Raw genomic sequence first — 19,147 nt, forward strand, 5'->3', positions numbered from 1 at the left:
ATCGGTCGTCTCCCGGGAACTTGTTTTTGTATTGCAGCCGCTCAGCGCGGCTTGCCCACCGCGGCCGACGGCACCAGCATGCCGCGCACGCGGCCTGTGAGGTTGGCCACGCCGCTCAGGTTGTCGTAGTCGAGCGAATCGCCGGTGAACTGGTCGCTGCCGCGGATGAGGGTGACCGGCTTGTTCGACTTCACCTTCTCGGTGTCGAGGAACGCGTGCAGGAATTCGCCCCGGAACTCCAGCCTCGGCGTCGCCTTGCCGCCCGCGCTGACCGCCGGTTCGCGGATCACGATGGCGTTGCCGAACAGCTGGATCTCGCTGCCGTCGGCATTCGACAAGCCCCGGTTCGCCGACGAGCGCGTGACCAGCCCCTCGGGCGAGATCGAGCGCATGCGCACCTGGTCGACCTCGATGGTGTCGGTGTCGGGGTAGTGCCGCCCCTCGACGCCGTGCAGCTCGCTGCGCAGGTCGCCGTTGGGCAGGAAGTTCTTGATGACGAAGTCCCGCATGAAGTAGTCGGGCTCGTGCGTGGGTGCGGCCTTGACGGTGGGCTCCAGCAGCTTGGGCGCGTTGCGCACCAGCCAGTAGGTGCCCAGCGCCACGCCGAACATCAGGATGATCGGCAGGTAGATGGTGCTGCGATCGAGCACATCGCGCGTGAGGTTCCAGGCGCGTTGCAGCTGTGGGCTCATGGTCGGGGTCCCAGGGCAGCGTCGAGCAACGGGCGGTACTGGCCGCAGGCCGTCAGCAGCAGGTCGCAGAATTCGCGCGCCGCGCCTTCGCCGCCGCGCGCGGTGGTGACGTAGCGCGCCACGGCACGCACCTCGGCGTGCGCGTTGGCCGGCGCCGCCGCGAAGCCGACGCGGGTCAGCACGGGCAGGTCGGGCCAGTCGTCGCCGATGGCGGCGGCTTGCGCCCAGGTGAAGCCGAGCTGCTTCAGCATGGCCTCGGCGGCGGGCAGCTTGTCTTCGGTGCCGTAGCGCACGTGCTCGATGCCCAGTGCCTCGAGCCGCACGCGCAGCGGCTTGGAGTCACGCCCGGTGATCACGGCCGGCGTGATGCCGGCCTTGCGCAGCAGCTTGAGGCCGTAGCCGTCGAGGATGCTGAAGCGCTTGAGCGTCTCGCCGTGCTCGGTGAAGTACACGCCGCCGTCGGTCAGCACGCCGTCGATGTCGAAGAAGACGATGCGCACATCTTGCGCGGCCAGCAGGGTCTCGGCCTGGAAATCAAGCGGCATCAGATGACCTTCGCGCGCATCAGGTCGTTGGTGTTCACCGCGCCGACGATCACCCCCGCGCTGTCGATCACGAACAGGCGGGTGATGCCGCATTGCTCCATGAGTTCGGCCGCCTCCACCGCCAGCGCGTCGACGCGGATGGTGCGCGGGTCGCGGTGCATGATGTCGGCCGCCTTGGGCGTGCGCAGGTCGGCGCCGGCCTCGATCAGGCGGCGCAGGTCGCCGTCGGTGAAGATGCCCAGCGCCCGGCCGTCGGGCTCGACCACCGCGGCGGCGCCGAAGCCCTTGATGCTCATCGCGCGCATCAGCTCGCTGACGGTGGCGTTCGGCGGCACGCACGGCACCTCGTCGCCCGAACGCATGACGTCGCTCAGATGGGTGAGCAGCTTGCGGCCCAGCGCGCCGCCGGGATGCGAACGCGCGAAGTCTTCGGAGCCGAAACCGCGCGCGTCGAGCAGGGCCACGGCCAGCGCGTCGCCCATGGCGATCTGCGCGGTGGTGCTTGCGGTGGGTGCGAGGTTCAGCGGGCAGGCTTCCTTGGCGACGCCGGCATCGATCACGATGTCGGCATGGCGCGCCAGGGTGGAGTCGGCACGGCCGGTGATGGCGATCAGGGGCACGCCCTGGCGCTTGACCACCGGCAGCAGCACGGTGAGTTCGTCGACCTCGCCGCTGTTGGAGATGGCGAGCACGAGGTCGACCGACTTGATCATGCCGAGGTCGCCGTGGCTGGCCTCGGCCGGGTGCACGAACATCGCGGGCGTGCCGGTGGAGGCGAGGGTGGCGGCGATCTTGCGGCCGACATGGCCGCTCTTGCCCATGCCCATCACGACCACGCGGCCGCGCACTTCAAGGATCTTGCGCACGGCCTCGACAAAACTCGGACCGACGCGGGCCTTCAGGCCGAGAACGGCTTCGGCTTCGATGTCGAATGTGACGCGTGCCCGGGCCAGGATGGCTTCGGGGTCGACCATGGGGGTCGGGGCGGGGCGGGAGCTCATCGCCGGATTTTACGAGGCGGGCGCGGTCGGCGATCACATGGCCCGGGGAAGCCCGGGGCACGGACATTGCTCTAGCATCGGCGCCTATGTCTTCGTTCGATCTCACGCTGTTGTATCTGTTGGCCGCGGTGATCGGCGTGGTGGCCTGCCGGTCGCTGAAGCTGCCGCCGATGCTCGGCTACCTGACGGCCGGCGTGCTCATCGGCCCGCATGCGCTGGCATTGGCGCAGAACTCCGAAGGCATCCGCCACCTGGGCGAATTCGGCGTGGTGTTCCTGATGTTCGTGATCGGGCTCGAGTTCAGCCTGCCCAAGCTGCGCGCCATGCGCAAGCACGTGTTCGGGCTGGGCCTGCTGCAGGTGCTGCTGACCATGGCGCTGGCCACCGTCGGCGCGCTGCTCATCGCTACGCAGCTGCCGCCGGCCTGGCAGCTGGGGTGGCAGACCACGCTGGCGCTGTCGAGCGCACTCACCATGAGCAGCACCGCCATCGTGGTCAAGCTCATGGCCGAGCGGCTCGAGCTGGAGAGCGAACACGGCAAGCGCGTGATGGGCGTGCTGCTGTTTCAAGATTTGGCCGTGGTGCCGCTGCTGGTGCTGATTCCCGCCCTGGGTGCGCCGCCCGAGGCGCTGGCCAAGGCGCTGGGCTTCGCGCTGGTGAAGGCGACCTTCCTCATCGGTGTGCTGCTCTACGGCGGGCCGCGCATCATGCGCTGGTGGCTCACGCTGGTCGCGCGGCGGCGCAGCGAAGAGCTGTTCATCCTGAACGTGCTGCTGATCACGCTGGGGCTGGCATGGCTCACCGAGCTGGCCGGCCTGAGCCTGGCGCTGGGCGCCTTCATCGCCGGCATGCTGGTATCGGAAACCGAATACAAGCACCAGGTCGAGACCGACATCCGCCCCTTCCACGACGTGCTGCTGGGGCTGTTCTTCATCACCGTCGGCATGTCGCTCGACTGGCACATCGTGGTCGAGCGCTGGCTGCTGGTGGCCGTGCTGCTGCTGGTGCCGCTGCTGTTCAAGCTGGGGCTGGTGACGGTGCTGGCGCGGGTGCTGGGCGCGACCTCGGGCGTGTCGCTGCGCACCGGCCTGTACCTGGCGCAGGCCGGCGAGTTCGGCTTCGTGCTGCTTACCCTCGCACAAGAGCGCAGCCTGCTGCCGCCGTGGCTGGCCAACCCGGTGCTGGCGTCGATGGTGCTGTCGATGCTGGCCACGCCTTTCATCGTCATGTACAGCAACGCCATCGTGCGCAAGCTGGTGGCCAGCGACTGGCTGCAGCAATCGCTGCAGATGACCAGCATCGCGCGCAAGACCATCAACACCGCGCAGCACGTGATCATCTGCGGCTACGGGCGCTGCGGCCAGAACCTGGCGCGCATCCTGGAGCGCGAAGGCATTCCCTACATGGCGCTCGACCTCGACCCCGACCGCGTGCGCCAGGCCGCCGCAGCCGGCGATTCGGTGGTGTTCGGCGACGCGGCCCGGCTGCAGGCGCTCATGGCGGCGGGCCTGGCGCGCGCCAGCGCGGTGGTCGTCACCTACCTGGACGTGGGGGGCGCGATGAAGGTGCTGGCCAACACCCGCGCCCACGCGGCGCACGTGCCGGTGATCGTGCGCACCCAGGACGACCACGACCTCGAGAAACTGCAGGCCGCCGGTGCGACCGAGGTGGTGCCCGAGGCCATCGAGGGTTCGCTGATGCTCGCCAGCCATGCGCTGGCGCTGGTCGGCGTGCCGATGCGGCGCGTGATCCGCGTGGTGCAGGACCAGCGCGACGCGCGCTACAACCTGCTGCGCGGCTACTTCCACGGCGCCGACGACGACAACGCCGACGAGATCGATCACGAGCGCCTGAACAGCTTCACGCTCACGCCGGGCGCACGCGCCATCGGCCAGACGCTGGGACGGATGGCGCTGCCGACGCTGGGCGTGCGCGTGGCCAACCTGCGCCGCCAGGACGGTCAGGCGCGCGTGCCGGACGACGACACGCTGCTGTCGGACGGCGACACCCTGGTGCTGTCGGGCAAGCCCGCCGCGCTGGCGATTGCCATCGAGCGGCTGCAGAAAGGCTGAGGCTGCCAGCGCGGGCGCGCGCTCAGTTCAAGAGCGACGGATTGCGCTTTTCTTCGTCGATGCGCTGCTGACGGCGCACCGCTTCGCACTGCGCGTGCGACTTGTATTCGGGCTTCGTGCACTGGGCCGCCATGCATTGCGCCTTGGCGATGAAGTTGCGGTCGCCGCATTGGGCCTGCGGATCGGCCGGCGGGGCCGGTGTTGCGGGCGCGGGTGCCGGGGCGGCCGCCACAGGCGCGGCGGCGGCCGGGGCCTGGGGCGTCGGTGTGGGAGGTGTCACCGGCTTGCGCGGCTTGGCGACAGGCGTCGGCTTGGGTGCGGCTTCCGCGGGCTCGGCGACCGCCTCTGCGGGTGGCGGTTCGACCACGGGCGGCGCCGGCTCGGTCGCAAGGGGCGGTGGCTCGACCGCTGGAGGCGCCACGACCGGCGCTGGCGCAGTGGCAGGAGGTGGCGTCACGGCCAGTTCGGGCGCCTTGTTGTCGGTCCCATAGCCCAGCCAGCCCGCGACCACCAACAGCAACGCGACCGTGAGCAGCCCCAGCCACAGCCCGATGCCGCGCGGACGCAGCACCGGTTCGGGGGGCTTGATGCGCTTGACCTTGATCCGCGTCTTTGGCCGGGCGACCCGTGGGGAGGGAGGCAAGGACGATGCGGCGCCTCCGCGCCCCGGTGCCACGATCACGGTGCGTTCGTCCGCCGGCGGTGGTGGCGGCGGCTCGGGCATCCAGCCGTTGGATGAAGGCGACGATGCGCGCTTCGACTCGGCGGGATCGAACAACGGCGCCGGAATGGTCGGCGCACGCAGCTGGGCCGGTGCAGTGGTGGCCCATTCGCGGTCGGCAGGACTCGGTGCCGGGGGTGGCACGCGGTCGGCGGCCGACAGCCGGCCACCGCAGCTTCTGCAGAAGTTGGCACCGTCGCGGTTGTCCGCGTCACAGACCGGGCAGATCAAGGCCATGGCTCACCAGCAATTCTCAGGATCGGAAACGAAGACTTGTTCTTGTTGTTGTGCAGCGGCTGGCAGCGCGCGGCGAGCTGGAAGGCTCAGCTCAGGTGACGGCCACCCGCTTGGAGCGGTGCGCCATGCGCTTGGCGATCACGGCGCCGAGCGCCATCGCGATGTCCAGCGCCGTGTTGGGCTGGCGGTTCGACATCTCGGAGAACCGCACGGCCGTGAGGCGCCACACGCGCCCCGCGCCCGTGACCACCACGTTGGCCGCATGCGGCTCGCGCGAAAAGAACGAGCCTTCGCCCACCACCGAGCCGGGTGACAGCACGGCCAGGCGCATCTGCTCTTTGCTGCTGACGCGGTGCACGCTGATGGCGCCGCTTTCGACGAAGTACACCGAGCGGTCGTGCGTGCCCTGCGAGATCAGCACGTCGCCGATGGCTGTTTCGATGGGCTGCAAGTAGCCCGCGAGCGTGTCCCATTGCGCGACGCTCAAGGTCAGCGCGAACGCGTCGGCGCTCGGGTTCTCCGCAATGGAGCGGCTCAGGTTCTGGATGGACATGTTTTTCTCAACCCCCGCAAGTGATCCGAAGTATCCGCGAAGGCCCCGAGGTTCGGCTACAACTGTTTACGCTTTCCCCGGCGAAGCGCACGCATGTGTCGCTATTTGCCGATACAGAAGCGCGAAAAGATGACACCCAGCAGGTCGTCCGCGCCGAACTCGCCGGTGATCTCGTTGAGCGCGTTCTGCGCCAGCCGCAGCTCCTCGGCCAGCAGGTCGAGCAGTTGGGCCTGCGCCGCCAGGTGGGCGGCCGCCAGCGCAAGGTGCGTCTCGACCCGGGCCAACGCCTGCACGTGGCGCGCGCGCGCCAGGTAGACGCCCTCGGGCACGGCCCGCCAGCCGGCCATGGCGAGCAGCTGGTCGCGCAGCGCCTCGATGCCCGCGCCGGTCTTGGCGGACAACGCGATGCCTTCGGCCGACGGCGCGGCCAATGACGCGGCGTCCTGCTTGTTCCACACATCGAGCACCGGCACGCTCGCCGGCAGCTTGCGCCGCAGGCCCGCCAGGATCTCAGCGTCGGCGGCGGCGTAGTCCGGCTGGTCGGCGCGCGTGAGGTCGTGCAGGAACAGCACGGCGTCGGCGCTTTCGATCTGCCCCCAGGCGCGCGCCACGCCGATCTGCTCGACCTCGTCGGTGCTGTCACGCAGGCCGGCGGTGTCGGCCACGTGCAGCGGCACGCCGTGGATCTGGATGGTCTGCGAGACCACGTCGCGCGTGGTGCCCGCGATGGCGCTCACGATGGCCAGCTCGGCGCCGGCCAGTGCGTTGAGCAGCGAACTCTTGCCCGCGTTGGGCTGGCCGGCGATCACCACCTTGATGCCTTCGCGCAGCAACGCCCCTTGTTTGGCGCGCAACTGCACGGCGGCCAGCTGTGCCTGCAGCCGTTGCAGCTGGCCCGTGGCGTCGGCTTTCTGCAGGAAATCGATCTCTTCCTCGGGGAAGTCGAGCGTGGCTTCGACCAGCATGCGCAGGTGGATCAGCGCGTCGCGCAGCGTGTGGATCTCGCGCGAGAACGCGCCCGACAGCGAGCGCCCGGCGCTGCGCGCAGCCGCTTCGGTGCTCGCATCGATCAGGTCGGCGATGGCCTCGGCCTGCGCCAGGTCGATCTTGCCGTTGAGAAAGGCGCGCTGGCTGAACTCGCCCGGCTCGGCCACGCGCAGGCCGGGCAGGCGCGGGCGGTGGGTGGCCGGATCGACTTCAGCCGCAGCCTCGAGGCAGCGCGACAGCAAGAGCTGCAGCACGACCGGGCCGCCATGCGCCTGCAGCTCGAGCACGTCTTCGCCGGTGTAGGAATGCGGCGTCGGAAAGTGAATCGCCAGGCCGTGATCGACCGGCTCGCCCTGCGCATCGCGAAAGGGCAGGTAGGTCGCTTCGCGCGGCTTGAGCACACGGGCGCACAGCGCCTCGACCAGCGGCGCCAGCCGGGCACCCGACACGCGAACGATGCCGACCGCCCCGCGCCCCGGGGCGGTGGCGATGGCGACGATGGGATCGGAGGTGCGGGCGAGGGTCATGACAGCGCGATTCTTTCAGCAAAAAGCAAAGGGCCGCGGATGCGGCCCTTTGCGGGTGGCGGAGGCCGTGCGGCTTATTTATTTGCCCAGCACGCCCAGTCGCTTGTTGATGAACCACTGCTGCGCGATCGACAGCACGTTGTTCGTGATCCAGTACAGCACCAGGCCGGCCGGGAAGAAGATGAACATCACGCTGAACGCGAGCGGCATGATCCACATCAGCTTGGCCTGCATCGGATCGGGCGGCGTCGGGTTGAGCCAGGTCTGGAACAGCGAGGTGAGCGTCATCACGACCGGCAGGATGTACCAGGGATCGGGTGCCGACAGGTCGGTGATCCAGCCAATCCACGGGGCGTGGCGCATTTCAACCGACGACAGCAGCACCCAGTACAGCGCAATGAACACCGGGATCTGGATCACGATGGGGAAGCAGCCGCCCATCGGATTGACCTTTTCGGTCTTGTAGATCCGCATCATTTCCTGCTGCATTTCTTGCGGCTTGTCCTTCAGCCGCTCGCGCATTTCCATGATCTTCGGGTTGATGGCCTTCATCTTGGCCATGCTGGCGTACGCCTTGGCGTTGAGCCAGTAGAAGGCCGCCTTCAGCAGCACCACGAGCGCGACGATCGACCAGCCCCAGTTGCCCAGGATGCCGTGCAGCTGCGTCAGCAGCCAGTACAGCGGCTTGGAGATGATCGCGAAGATGCCGTAGTCCTTCACCAGGTCCAGGCCGGGGGCGATGGCTTCGAGCTTCTTTTCTTCTTCGGGGCCGGCGAACAGCGCGCTGTTCACGACCTGCGTGGCGCCGGGGGCGATCTTCGGCAGCGTGGCCACCATGGCCACGGTGAAGAGGTTGTCGCCCAGGTCCTTCACGCGGAATTCGCGACGCAGCTGTTCGCTGGCCGGGTCGCCCTTGAGCAGCCAGGCCGACGCGAAGTAATGCTGCACCATCGCGATCCAGCCGTCGTTGGCCGGCGGCGGCGGTTCGATCTTGCCCTTGGCGATGTCCTTGAAGTCGAGCTTGTGGAACTTCTTCTCGTTGGTGTACGCGGCCGGACCGGTGAAGGTGTTGGTGCCGAACATGGTGCCCGCAGCCACGGTGCCGTGGCGCAGCAGCTGCATGTACAACTGCGCGTCGCGCGGCTGGTCGCTCACGTTGACCACTTCGTGGCGCACGCCGATGACATAGTCGTCACGCTTGAACACGTAGGTCTTGATGTACTTCAGGCCGCCGACCGGGGCGCTTTCGAAGCTCACTTCGAGCGTGTTCTGGCCGTCGGCCATCGCGCGCGGACCGGCCTTCGGCGTCATGGCCGTCAGGTGGTTGGGGAAGGCGTCGCCGGCCACCGGGTTCAGCAGGCCGGTCTGGGCGACGTAGCGCGTGGCGGGCGAACCGTTTTCGAACAGCACGACGCGCTTGGTGCGGTCGGCTTCGTCGAACTTGAGCAGTTCGAGGTGGTTGACCGTGCCGCCTTCGCTGTCGATCGTCGCCTTGAACAGGTCGGTGGTCACCACGACCTGCTCACGCGGCGCGGCCGGCGCCGCCTGCGTGGGCACGGCACCTGCGGTGCCACCGGCTGCGGCAGCCGCGGTCGGCACGCCGTTATTGGTGGCAGTACCGGCGGCCGGCGCCGTGACGGCGGGCTTGGTCGACGGCAGGAAGGTCGGCTTGTTGCCGTTGAAGACCTGCCATTGGTCCCACAGCAGCACGAGCGAGAAACCAAAAATCACCCACAGGATCGTGCGGCGGATATCGTTCATGACGAAGACTTCTTGTCGGAGGAGAGAAGAGACGAAAACAGCGATCCTGACTTGTCAGTGCGACGCTGTGATTTCGGTGGAACCGGATCGTGGCCGCCCTGGCACCAGGGCTGGCAGCGCGCGATGCGGTACAGAGTCAGGTAACTGCCCTTGAGCGCGCCGTGCACTTCCAGTGCCTCGATCGAATACACCGAGCAGGTCGGCGTGAAGCGGCACGACTGCCCGAGCCAGGGGCTCAGCAGCAGGCGGTAGCCCTTCACGAGGCCGATCAGCAGGCGTTTCATGCGGAGGCGCGTGCAGGAGAAGGGGCGGCTGGCGGACGTCCGGCGCGCGCCAGCAATTGCTGGAGCTCGGCGCGCACGGCGGCCTTGAGCTTGTCCGAAGAGGCGCTCACAAATACCTTGCGATCGAAACCGGCGCGCAAACGCACCACGTGCGCGGCACGCGGCAACACAACACCGGGCGCGGCGCTCACGGTGTAGATCTGGCGCTTGATGGCGTTGCGCGTCACCGCGCGGCGTGCCCAGCGCTTGGGCACCATGGCGCCCAGCCAGACCTCATCGGACGGAAACAGCAAAGCGACGCCCGATGCGGAAACATCGAGCGCACAGCGGTGCAATGCGAAATGGGCAGTGCGCGCCACGGTGGCACCTGCGAGGACGGCCTGGAATTGCGCGCGGGTCTTGAGCCGCTGCAAAGAAGCCGGGCCGCGAACGTCGCTGCTGGCGGGGCCAGGCGCAGAGGCTGCAGGAGCCTGCGCGGACGTATCGGCGGCTGACAACGGCAGGTGGGGTGCCGTCAGACGGCCAGGCGCTTGCGGCCCTTGGCGCGGCGTGCGTTGATCACGGCGCGGCCGCCACGGGTCTTCATGCGGACCAGAAAGCCGTGGGTACGGGCGCGGCGGACTTTGGATGCTTGGTAAGTGCGTTTCATGATGGTTTCCTGATTCCCTGTTTGCGCCGGTTTCCGCATGAAGGCATGCACAAACCCGACGAGCGCTGGGGGAGCGAGTTTCGGATGGCCCCCGAAAGACGCTGTGAAGGCTTTTCAGGGAAACCCGCAATTATCGCAAACATTGGCCGCGGGAACAATCTTCGACTGGATTTGCGGGCCTTTCCATGTGCAGCGCAGCATGTGGATAAGGTTTTGACAAGTTAGAATGCCGGGCGCCTTCCAGCAGAGAATATCCACAATACCTATACAAGAAATGCCCGAAGGTTTCCTCACTTTTTCAAGCACCCATGTCGACTGACGGCATCGGCGAAAGCCTGTGGCAAGCCTGCGTCGACCAGCTCGCGCAGGAGCTGTCCGAGCAGCAGTTCAATACCTGGATCAAACCCCTCAACGCGCAGGTCGCCGACGACCTTTCGCGCATGACGGTGTTCGTCGCCAACCGCTTCAAGCTCGACTGGATCCGTGCCCAGTACGCCGGCAAGATTGCGGCCATGGCCGAGAAGATGTACGGCCAGCCGGTCACCATCGAGTTAGCGCTCGCTCCGCGTGAAGCCCCCGTCCGCGTTGCTCCCATGGCCATCATGGCCGAAACGGATGTGCCGCGCGACGTGGCCGGCCCGGGCGAGGAGCCGGCCGCCGCCGGCTTCAAGAACCGCCTCAATTCGGGGCTCACTTTCGACACCCTGGTCGAGGGCACGGCCAACCGCATGGCGCGCGCCGCGGCGATGCACGTGGCCGGCATGCCGGGCCACCTGTACAACCCGCTCTTCATCTACGGCGGCGTCGGCCTGGGCAAGACCCACCTGATGCACGCGGTGGGCAATCGGCTGCTGGCCGACCGGCCGGATTCGAAAGTTCTCTACATCCACGCCGAGCAGTTCGTGTCGGATGTGGTCAAGGCCTATCAGCGCAAGACTTTCGATGAGTTCAAGGAGCGCTACCACTCGCTCGATCTGCTGCTGATCGACGACGTGCAGTTCTTCGCCAACAAGGACCGCACGCAGGAAGAGTTCTTCAACGCGTTCGAGGCCCTGCTGGCCAAGAAGTCGCACATCGTGATGACCAGCGACACCTATCCCAAGGGTCTGGCCGACATCCACGAGCGGCTGGTGTCGCGCTTCGATTCGGGCCTCACGGTGGCGATCGAGCCGCCCGAGCTCGAGATGCGCGTGGCCATTCTGATCAACAAGGCGCGCGTCGAAGGCACCGAAATGCCCGAGGAAGTCGCCTTCTTCGTGGCCAAGAACGTGCGCTCCAACGTGCGCGAGCTCGAAGGCGCCCTGCGCAAGATCCTCGCGTACTCGCGCTTCAACCAGAAGGAGATCTCGATCGCCCTGGCGCGCGAGGCGCTGCGCGACCTGCTGTCGATCCAGAATCGGCAGATTTCGGTCGAAAATATCCAGAAGACGGTGGCCGACTACTACAAGATCAAGGTCGCCGACATGTACAGCAAGAAACGCCCGGCCAGCATTGCGCGGCCGCGGCAGATCGCGATGTACCTGGCCAAGGAGCTCACGCAGAAGAGCCTGCCGGAAATCGGCGAGCTGTTCGGCGGTCGCGACCACACGACGGTGCTCCACGCGGTGCGCAAGATTTCGGGCGAGCGCCAGCAGCTCACCGAACTCAACCAGCAGCTCCACGTCCTCGAACAGACCCTCAAAGGCTGAAGCCGAATGTCATCAAGAACGCCCCTCGCGACAGCGGAGAATGGCGTCCTGAAAGCTGATTCAAAGAGATAAGAGAAGAGGAAGAAGACATGATCGTTTTGAAGGCAACCCAAGACAAAGTTCTTGCCGCCCTGCAGTCGGTGGCTGGCATCGTGGAACGGCGTCATACCCTGCCGATCCTGGCCAATGTGCTGATCCGCAAGACCGGCGGCCAGCTGCAGCTGACCACCAGCGACCTCGAGATCCAGATCCGCACCACCGCCGAGCTCGGTGGCGACGAGGGCAACTTCACGACCACCATCGGCGCGCGCAAGCTGATCGACATCCTGCGCACCATGCCGGCCGACCAGACCGTGAGCCTCGAATCGAGCGCCAGCAAGCTCGTGCTCAAGGGCGGCAAGAGCCGCTTCACGCTGCAGTCGCTGCCCGCCGAAGACTTCCCGCTGGTGCAGGAAGCCGCCAATTTCGGCCCCGTGTTCAGCGTGCCGCAAAAGACGCTCAAAGACCTGCTCTCGCAGGTCTCGTTCGCGATGGCCGTGCACGACATCCGCTACTACCTGAACGGCATCCTGTTCGTGGCCGAAGGCAAGCAACTGAGCCTGGTCGCCACCGACGGCCACCGCCTGGCGTTCTCGTCGGCGCTGCTCGACGTCGAAGTGCCCCGCCAGGAAGTGATCCTGCCGCGCAAGACCGTGCTCGAAATGCAGCGCCTGCTGTCCGACGCCGAAGGCGCCATCGAGATGCAGTTTGCGAACAACCAGGCCAAGTTCAGCTTCGGCGGCATGGAGTTCGTCACCAAGCTGGTCGAGGGCAAGTTCCCCGACTACAACCGCGTGATTCCCAAGAACCACAAGAACACCGTCACGCTCGGCCGTGCACCGCTGTTGGCCAGCCTGCAGCGCACCGCCATCCTGACCAGCGAGAAGTTCAAGGGCGTGCGCCTGAACATCGAGCCGGGCACGCTGCGCATTGCGTCGAACAACGCCGAGCAGGAAGAAGCCCAGGACGAACTCGACATCGACTACGGCGGCGACAGCATCGAAATCGGCTTCAACGTCACCTACCTGATCGACGCGCTGTCGAACATGGACCAGGACATGGTCAAGCTGGACCTGGCCGACTCCAACAGCTCGGCCTTGTTAACCATCCCCGAGAACGCATCTTTCAAGTACGTCGTGATGCCGATGCGCATCTAGACCCCCCAAGACACAGCGCCTTGCGCACACAACCCGCGGCCCCCCGCGGGTTTGCGCTTTCAAGAGGCGGCGAATTGAGCTTTTGAGAGCCCGAAAAATCACGTGAATGCCGTGAGAGACAGAGGAATATCCGAATGAGTGCTGAAGAAAACAAGCCCGACGTGCCGCACACCGAGCCGGTCTACACCCCCGAAATCCAGATCGTGGCGCCCGAAGGCGTTGTCGCCGACTCCAGTTATGGCGAAGGCGCGATCACGATCCTCGAAGGTCTGGAAGCCGTGCGCAAGCGCCCGGGCATGTACATCGGCGACACCTCCGACGGCACGGGCCTGCACCACCTCGTGTTCGAAGTGGTCGACAACTCCATCGACGAAGCGCTCGCGGGCCATTGCGACGACATCGTCGTGACCATCCACTCCGACAACTCGATTTCCGTCACCGACAACGGCCGCGGCATCCCGACCGGCGTGAAGATGGACGACAAGCACGAGCCCAAGCGCTCGGCTGCCGAAATTGCGCTCACCGAACTGCACGCCGGCGGCAAGTTCAACCAGAACAGCTACAAGGTCTCGGGCGGCCTGCACGGCGTGGGCGTCTCGTGCGTGAACGCGCTGAGCGTGAAGCTGCGCCTCATCGTGCGCCGCGAAGGCAAGATCCACGAACTCGAATTCAGCCGCGGCTTCGTGCAGAACCGCCTGCTCGACACCGTGAACGGCTTCGAGGTGTCGCCCATGAAGGTCATCGGCGACACCGACAAGCGCGGCACCGAAGTGCACTTCCTGCCCGACACGGAAATCTTCAAGGAAAACAACGATTTCCACTACGAGATCCTGAGCAAGCGTCTGCGCGAGCTGAGCTTCCTGAACAACGGCGTGCGCATCCGCCTGCTCGACGAACGCACCGGCAAGGAAGACGATTTCTCCGGCGCCGGCGGCGTGCGCGGCTTCGTGGAGTTCATCAACAAGGGCAAGACCGTCCTGCACCCGAACTCGTTCTATGCAGCAGGCGAGAAGCCGGCCGAAACCTACGGCGGCATCCCCGGCACGCACATCGGCGTCGAAGTGGCGATGCAGTGGAACAGCGGCTACAACGAGCAGGTGCTGTGCTTCACCAACAACATCCCGCAGCGTGACGGCGGCACCCACCTCACGGGCCTGCGCGCCGCGATGACCCGCGTCATCAACAAGTACATCGAAGAGAACGAGTTCGCCAAGAAGGCGAAGGTCGAAGTCACCGGCGACGACATGCGCGAAGGCCTGTGCTGCGTGCTGAGCGTGAAGGTGCCAGAGCCCAAGTTCTCGAGCCAGACCAAGGACAAGCTGGTGTCCAGCGAAGTGCGCGCACCGGTGGAAGACATCGTCGGCCGCCTGCTCACCGACTACCTGCAGGAGCGCCCGAACGACGCCAAGATCATCTGCGGCAAGATCGTCGAGGCCGCCCGCGCCCGCGAAGCGGCCCGCAAGGCCCGCGAAATGACGCGCCGCAAGGGCGTGCTCGACGGCATGGGCCTGCCCGGCAAGCTGGCCGACTGCCAGGAAAAGGACCCCGCCCTGTGCGAGGTCTACCTGGTGGAGGGTGACTCCGCCGGCGGCTCCGCCAAGCAGGGCCGCGACCGGAAGTTCCAGGCCATCCTGCCGCTGCGCGGCAAGATCCTGAACGTCGAGAAAGCGCGCTACGAGAAGCTGCTCACCAGCAACGAAATTCTCACGATGATCACCGCGCTCGGTACCGGCATCGGCCGCGCCGGCGCGACCACGGCGGGCGGCGGCGCGGACGACTTCAACGTCGCCAAGCTGCGCTACCACCGCATCATCATCATGACCGACGCCGACGTCGACGGCGCCCACATCCGCACGCTGCTGCTCACGTTCTTCTACCGCCAGATGCCCGAGCTGGTCGAGCGCGGCCACATCTACATCGCGCAGCCGCCGCTGTACAAGGTGAAGGTCGGCAAGGAAGAGCAGTACCTGAAGGACGGCCCTGCGCTCGACGCCTTCCTGCTCAAGGTGGCGCTGAAGGACGCGAGCATCCAGACCGGCGGCGCCGCCTCGACCACGCTGTCGGGCGAGACGCTGGGCGAGCTGGCGCGCAAGCACCAGGTGGCCGAAGCCGTGATTGCGCGCCTGCGCAACTTCATGGATGCCGAAGCGCTGCGCGCCATCGCCGACGGCGTGGCGCTCGACCTCGACACGCCGCCCGCCGCCGAGGCCTCGGCCGTGGCGATGCAGGCCAAGCTGCGCGAGCTCAACACGACCGGCGTGCCGGCCGAGGTGAGCAGCGAATTCGACGCCCGCACCGACAAGCCGCTGCTGCGCATCAGCCGCCGCCACCACGGCAACATCAAGTCCAGCGTGATCACGCAGGACTTCGTGCACGGCGCCGACTACGCGGCACTGGCCGAAGCCGCCAACACCTTCCGCGGCCTGCTGAGCACCGAAGGCGCGCTGGTCAAGCGCGGCGAGGGCGAACGCGCCAAGGAAGAAAAGGTCGACGACTTCCGCCAGGCCATGAAGTGGCTGATCGGCGAAGCCGAACGCGCCACCTCGCGCCAGCGCTACAAGGGCCTGGGCGAGATGAACCCCGAGCAGCTGTGGGAAACCACCATGGACCCGACCGTGCGCCGCCTGCTGCGCGTGCAGATCGACGACGCGATCGAAGCCGACCGCGTCTTCACGATGCTGATGGGCGACGAGGTGGAACCGCGCCGCGAGTTCATCGAGCAGAACGCGCTGCGCGCGTCGAACATCGACGTTTGATCGGGAGGTCTCCTCCTCAAGCCACAGCAGGGCGCTGGCTTTGCCGGCCCCTTCGCTCGTTTTCGGGGTGAGCTCAGGTGCGAACAAACGCGAGCAGCAGCTGGTAGTCGCCTTGGTCCGCGGCACGCAGGGCGGCCAGGTACCGCACCCGCGCGTCGTCGGCGGCGACCAGATTGCCACCATTTCCCCAGGAGAACGCAGGCTGGCCAAGGCTGCGTAGAAGTGCGTCGGCCATCATGCGGGAGTGCCGCCCGTTGCCGTTGGGGAACGGGTGAATCCAGACCAGGTCGCGGTGAAAGCGCGCTGCGATTTCGTCGGGGGGAAACGTGGCGTTGTCGACCCACCAGCGTGTGTTCCCGAACAGCTGCGCAAGCTTGACGCCCACCTGTGTCCAGTCGCAGCCGATGTTCTTGTCTGACTTGCGAAACGTGCCTGCCCACGCCCAGGTTTTGCCGAACATCTGTTCATGCAACTCCCGGCAAAACCCCTCGCTGAGGACGTCCGGTGACCGCAAGCGCTTCAGCCAACGCACGGCGCGCAGGATGTTCTCCTGCTCCCAGTCGTTCAGGTCGCTCTTGGTGGCCAGGTGTTCAGGAAGGAGTCCGGCCTTCTCGTCGGGGTCCAGGGGTGTCTGGCCATCCTGCGCTTCGAGGTCTATCGCCACAGGTCTGACCATCGGCCGCGCAGCAGTTCCTCGGTCCTGCGTTCCACCTGCTTGCGAAGTCGTTCCGAGGCTGGCCGTTGGTCTTCGAGGCTCATTGTGTGGGCCACCCCGCCGACCTCTTCGATGGCGATGGCTCGGGCGCGTTCCTTGACCATTTCCGTGAGGGGGCGGCGCGGCACCAGGGCGTAAACGAGCTCACAGTCAAGTCCGTCGGCGAGCTTGCGCAACTGGCCAAGCGTAATTCGGTCGTCCGCTTCCGACTGTTCGGATTTGTGCAGCGTCGGCCCTGAAATGCCCAGGCGCTGGGCTTGCTGGCGCTCCGTGCGCCCCAGCGCTTCTCGAATCAGCTTCAGCCATCCGCGCGACGGCCGGGGCCGTTTCACCATCTCGGCATAGGCGGACACGGTGGCTTGCAGTTGCTCAAGTCGAAGCTGGTTCAGTTCAGAGGACATTTTGCTAGCTCATAGGCTTACATCTAGTGGTTTCATGATAGCCCTTGACGCAGCAAAATCAAAACATTTGCTTTCCTATAGGGAAGCATACGGAGAATACTTGCTGCGCTTTGAGGCAGCACTCCGACGTAACCCGCGCCCACGTCTGCTCAGCCGAGGACGTCCTGCAAACGCCCCCTTCACTGCTTGCGCTGCACGAACAGGTTGCGCTTCGCGTCCTCCGGGTACGCGAAGGTGATCTGCCCGTTGCGCACCACGCCCATCACCAGCATGTTGGGCGAAATCGCGTCCTTGTCGTTCTCCGAGAACGACTTGTCATAGGTCGTGACCACGCCGTAGTACGGCCGCTTGGGCTGCTCGAGTGAGGCCTTGATGAACGGGCCTTCGAGCTTGCCGGTCGGTACATTGAACATCGCATGCGCCAGCAGGTACGTGGCGTCGTAGGCCTGCGCGGCGGCCATCGGGACCGGGATGCGCTTGGTGTTGAATTTCCGCACGTAGTTGGACAGAAACGACGAGCGGCGCTCGTTGCTGGGCTCGGCGATGAAGCTCTGTGCCATCAACGCCCCCTCGGCAGCATCCCGCGCGCCGTCGATGAACGAAGGGAAGGACAACGGCCAGGCCCCGACCTGCGGCACCTTCCAGTTCAGGGCCTGGCGGCCGCGCGCGATGACGGCGTTTTCGGGGCCCACGGTGTAGCTGAAGATGACGTCCGCACCGGCCGCCTTGGCTTCCGACAGCTCCTTCGTCAGATCTTTCACGCCGAGCGGAAAGCGGCCCACGTACACGGGCTTGAGGTTCTTGGCCGCCAGCGCTTTTTCCACATCTTTCACGCCTGCCTCGCCGTACCCGGTGGTGTCGTGCAGGACGGCGACCCGTTTCCAGCCCCGCGCCAGCAGATCGTCGACCACGAAAGGCGCCTGGATGCTGTCTTTGGGCGAGGTGCGAAAGACATAACTCGTGGCCGACGGATAGGTCGAGGTCAGCGCCGAACCGGTGGCACAGGGCACGATCAGCGGCAATTTCGCGTCATTGAAAACCGCCAATGATTTCATCGCCACGCCGGTATTGCAGAAGCCGATGGTGGCGACCACTTTGTCATTGACGAGGGCCTGGGATTGCGAATAGCCGATGTCCGGATTGGCCTGATCGTCCTTGATCACGAGTTCGAGCGAGCGCCCGAGATACCCGCCGACGGCATTGATTTCGTCGACGGCCATCTTCACGCCGTTGAGCATGGGCAGGCCGAAATCGGCCGACGGCCCTGTGAATGGGCCGATGACGCCGATGCGGATCGGCGCGGGTTGCTGCGCCATGGCCTGGACAGACATTCCAAAACCCATCAGCAAAAAGATGAACTGGTAATTTGAATGAGGCATTTTGGATTCAGCGCTTTGGGAGAAAGGCCGAGCCTAATTTCTTTGTGCGCCCGCCAATAGCTAGGGTATGCCCAGTCAATTGCGCACTAATTCCGTCTTTTGTTGCTGTTCAGCACAGACCATGCGGGGGGCGCCGGCCCAGGGAGTGCGCGCGAGCCCCGTCTCAGGGTTTCCGATGAAAGACACCCCAAAAGTGTGAATGGCGCCCGTCACACGGGCGTCACTAGCTATGAAAACAATAGCATTCACCTGCGCAACGCAGAAGCTTCCTCGTAAACGCTATATCTAGCCCGACTCTTGCTAAGCAAAATTCCTGACGGATTTCCTGTCACGCAAGATCGAGGACACACAGAGCAATGAACCCCAAGCGTTTCCAGCGGCCCATGGCTGCACTGGTTCTGGGCGGCGCATCGGTCGCCGCGGCCTTCCTCGGGGCCGTGTCGCCGGCCCACGCGTTCTCGAACCCGCCGATCCAGATCGCGCAGGGCATCGAATACATGTGCGGCGGCGCCGCCAAGGGCGAAGCCGCCTTCCTGGACATGGTCGCGCCGCGCTGGGCCGCGACCATCGACTTCCGCGTGAACGACGGCAAGGGCGCGCAGCAGGCCGGCTTCCCGGCCAAGGCAGCGATCCAGATCCGCCAGAAGTACACGGGCCAGACGGTGATGGAAGTGCAGACCCAGGCGCCCACCATGCTCGCGCGGCTCGAACCGGGCGCCTACGACGTCGACGTGACGCTGGGCGGGCTCACGCTCACGCAGCAGCTGGTCGTGATCGCCGGCATTCCGGCACGCGCCTCGTTCGTCTGGCCGTCGAACTTCGACATGGCCTCGGTCGCGCCACCGCTGCCCCAGGCGCTCGCGCAAACCGCCGCACGCTGACCGGACGCGGGCCACCGCGGCCCGCGCAGCAGTTAAGTCTTCCTTAAGTCGTGCCCGGCACAGTGCCTGCCTGCGTGGCCTGTCGCCACCACCGCCCGGAAA

18 protein-coding genes are annotated in these 19,147 nt (G+C 66.1%); 5 read left to right on the forward strand and 13 right to left on the reverse strand.

Annotated elements, in window-relative coordinates:
* Positions 1-41: 41 nt before the first annotated feature.
* Genes lptC through IG196_RS30680 form a run of 3 tightly spaced genes read right to left on the reverse strand, consistent with a single transcriptional unit; the run spans position 42 to position 2,238 of the window.
* On the reverse strand, positions 42-692 hold the full coding sequence (gene lptC / locus IG196_RS30670; RefSeq protein ID WP_192194247.1) for an LPS export ABC transporter periplasmic protein LptC: 651 nt from the start codon (positions 690-692) through the stop codon (positions 42-44).
* Complete coding sequence (locus IG196_RS30675) at positions 689-1,237, reverse strand: KdsC family phosphatase (protein WP_062473615.1); 549 nt, start codon at positions 1,235-1,237, stop codon at positions 689-691. Before IG196_RS30675 ends, lptC begins: the two co-directional genes overlap by 4 nt.
* Positions 1,237-2,238, reverse strand: coding sequence for a KpsF/GutQ family sugar-phosphate isomerase (locus IG196_RS30680; RefSeq protein WP_192194248.1), 1,002 nt, complete (start codon positions 2,236-2,238; stop codon positions 1,237-1,239). The genes IG196_RS30675 and IG196_RS30680 overlap by 1 nt, the downstream gene beginning before the upstream one ends.
* 86 nt (positions 2,239-2,324) lie before the next feature.
* Between IG196_RS30680 and IG196_RS30685 the strand changes: the two genes are divergently transcribed.
* Positions 2,325-4,310 (forward strand): monovalent cation:proton antiporter family protein, encoded by a 1,986-nt coding sequence (locus IG196_RS30685; protein ID WP_192194249.1) that lies wholly within the window; start codon positions 2,325-2,327, stop codon positions 4,308-4,310.
* 22 nt (positions 4,311-4,332) lie between these two features.
* Here the strand turns inward: IG196_RS30685 and IG196_RS30690 are convergent, their stop codons facing one another.
* The 7 genes from IG196_RS30690 to rpmH all read right to left on the reverse strand — a co-directional run bounded on the left by IG196_RS30690 (position 4,333) and on the right by rpmH (position 10,029).
* A complete protein-coding gene (locus tag IG196_RS30690; protein ID WP_192194250.1) occupies positions 4,333-5,268 on the reverse strand; it encodes a zinc ribbon domain-containing protein in 936 nt (311 codons plus the stop codon).
* Between the two features lie 91 nt (positions 5,269-5,359).
* Positions 5,360-5,821, reverse strand: coding sequence for a Crp/Fnr family transcriptional regulator (locus IG196_RS30695; RefSeq protein ID WP_101490706.1), 462 nt, complete (start codon positions 5,819-5,821; stop codon positions 5,360-5,362).
* A gap of 101 nt (positions 5,822-5,922) precedes the next feature.
* Positions 5,923-7,335 (reverse strand): tRNA uridine-5-carboxymethylaminomethyl(34) synthesis GTPase MnmE, encoded by a 1,413-nt coding sequence (mnmE, locus tag IG196_RS30700; protein WP_192194251.1) that lies wholly within the window; start codon positions 7,333-7,335, stop codon positions 5,923-5,925.
* A 78-nt stretch (positions 7,336-7,413) separates the two neighbouring features.
* Positions 7,414-9,096, reverse strand: a complete 1,683-nt coding sequence (yidC, locus tag IG196_RS30705; protein ID WP_192194252.1) for a membrane protein insertase YidC — start codon at positions 9,094-9,096, stop codon at positions 7,414-7,416.
* Positions 9,093-9,380: a membrane protein insertion efficiency factor YidD gene (yidD, locus tag IG196_RS30710; RefSeq protein WP_101490703.1), complete on the reverse strand. Its 288-nt coding sequence runs from the start codon at positions 9,378-9,380 to the stop codon at positions 9,093-9,095. The genes yidC and yidD overlap by 4 nt, the downstream gene beginning before the upstream one ends.
* A complete protein-coding gene (locus IG196_RS30715) occupies positions 9,377-9,793 on the reverse strand; it encodes a ribonuclease P protein component (RefSeq protein WP_192194253.1) in 417 nt (138 codons plus the stop codon). Before IG196_RS30715 ends, yidD begins: the two co-directional genes overlap by 4 nt.
* A gap of 101 nt (positions 9,794-9,894) precedes the next feature.
* Entirely contained in the window at positions 9,895-10,029 is a 135-nt protein-coding gene (rpmH, locus tag IG196_RS30720; protein ID WP_007834827.1) for a 50S ribosomal protein L34, read from the reverse strand.
* Positions 10,030-10,337: 308 nt separating this feature from the next.
* Between rpmH and dnaA the strand changes: the two genes are divergently transcribed.
* The 3 genes from dnaA (at position 10,338) to gyrB (ending at position 15,669) form a co-directional block, all read left to right on the forward strand.
* Complete coding sequence (gene dnaA / locus IG196_RS30725; protein WP_099794245.1) at positions 10,338-11,717, forward strand: chromosomal replication initiator protein DnaA; 1,380 nt, start codon at positions 10,338-10,340, stop codon at positions 11,715-11,717.
* Positions 11,718-11,806: 89 nt separating this feature from the next.
* Positions 11,807-12,913 (forward strand): DNA polymerase III subunit beta, encoded by a 1,107-nt coding sequence (gene dnaN / locus IG196_RS30730; RefSeq protein WP_099794246.1) that lies wholly within the window; start codon positions 11,807-11,809, stop codon positions 12,911-12,913.
* Positions 12,914-13,047: 134 nt separating this feature from the next.
* A complete protein-coding gene (gene gyrB, locus IG196_RS30735) occupies positions 13,048-15,669 on the forward strand; it encodes a DNA topoisomerase (ATP-hydrolyzing) subunit B (RefSeq protein ID WP_101490701.1) in 2,622 nt (873 codons plus the stop codon).
* Positions 15,670-15,742: 73 nt separating this feature from the next.
* Here the strand turns inward: gyrB and IG196_RS30740 are convergent, their stop codons facing one another.
* From IG196_RS30740 to IG196_RS30750, 3 genes are all read right to left on the reverse strand, one after another.
* Positions 15,743-16,333, reverse strand: a complete 591-nt coding sequence (locus tag IG196_RS30740) for a mobile mystery protein B (protein WP_192194254.1) — start codon at positions 16,331-16,333, stop codon at positions 15,743-15,745.
* On the reverse strand, positions 16,324-16,785 hold the full coding sequence (locus IG196_RS30745; protein WP_101490699.1) for a mobile mystery protein A: 462 nt from the start codon (positions 16,783-16,785) through the stop codon (positions 16,324-16,326). Before IG196_RS30745 ends, IG196_RS30740 begins: the two co-directional genes overlap by 10 nt.
* A 179-nt stretch (positions 16,786-16,964) precedes the next feature.
* The gene (locus IG196_RS30750) at positions 16,965-18,128 is read right to left on the reverse strand and encodes an ABC transporter substrate-binding protein (protein WP_225617115.1); all 1,164 of its coding nucleotides are present in this window, start codon (positions 18,126-18,128) and stop codon (positions 16,965-16,967) included.
* Positions 18,129-18,520: 392 nt separating this feature from the next.
* On the opposite strand from IG196_RS30750, the gene IG196_RS30755 reads away from it, so the two are divergent.
* A complete protein-coding gene (locus tag IG196_RS30755; RefSeq protein ID WP_192194256.1) occupies positions 18,521-19,045 on the forward strand; it encodes a hypothetical protein in 525 nt (174 codons plus the stop codon).
* Positions 19,046-19,147: the final 102 nt, after the last annotated feature.

The sequence above is a fragment of the Variovorax sp. 38R genome, from assembly GCF_014843395.1.
Taxonomy (GTDB): domain Bacteria; phylum Pseudomonadota; class Gammaproteobacteria; order Burkholderiales; family Burkholderiaceae_C; genus Variovorax; species Variovorax paradoxus_H.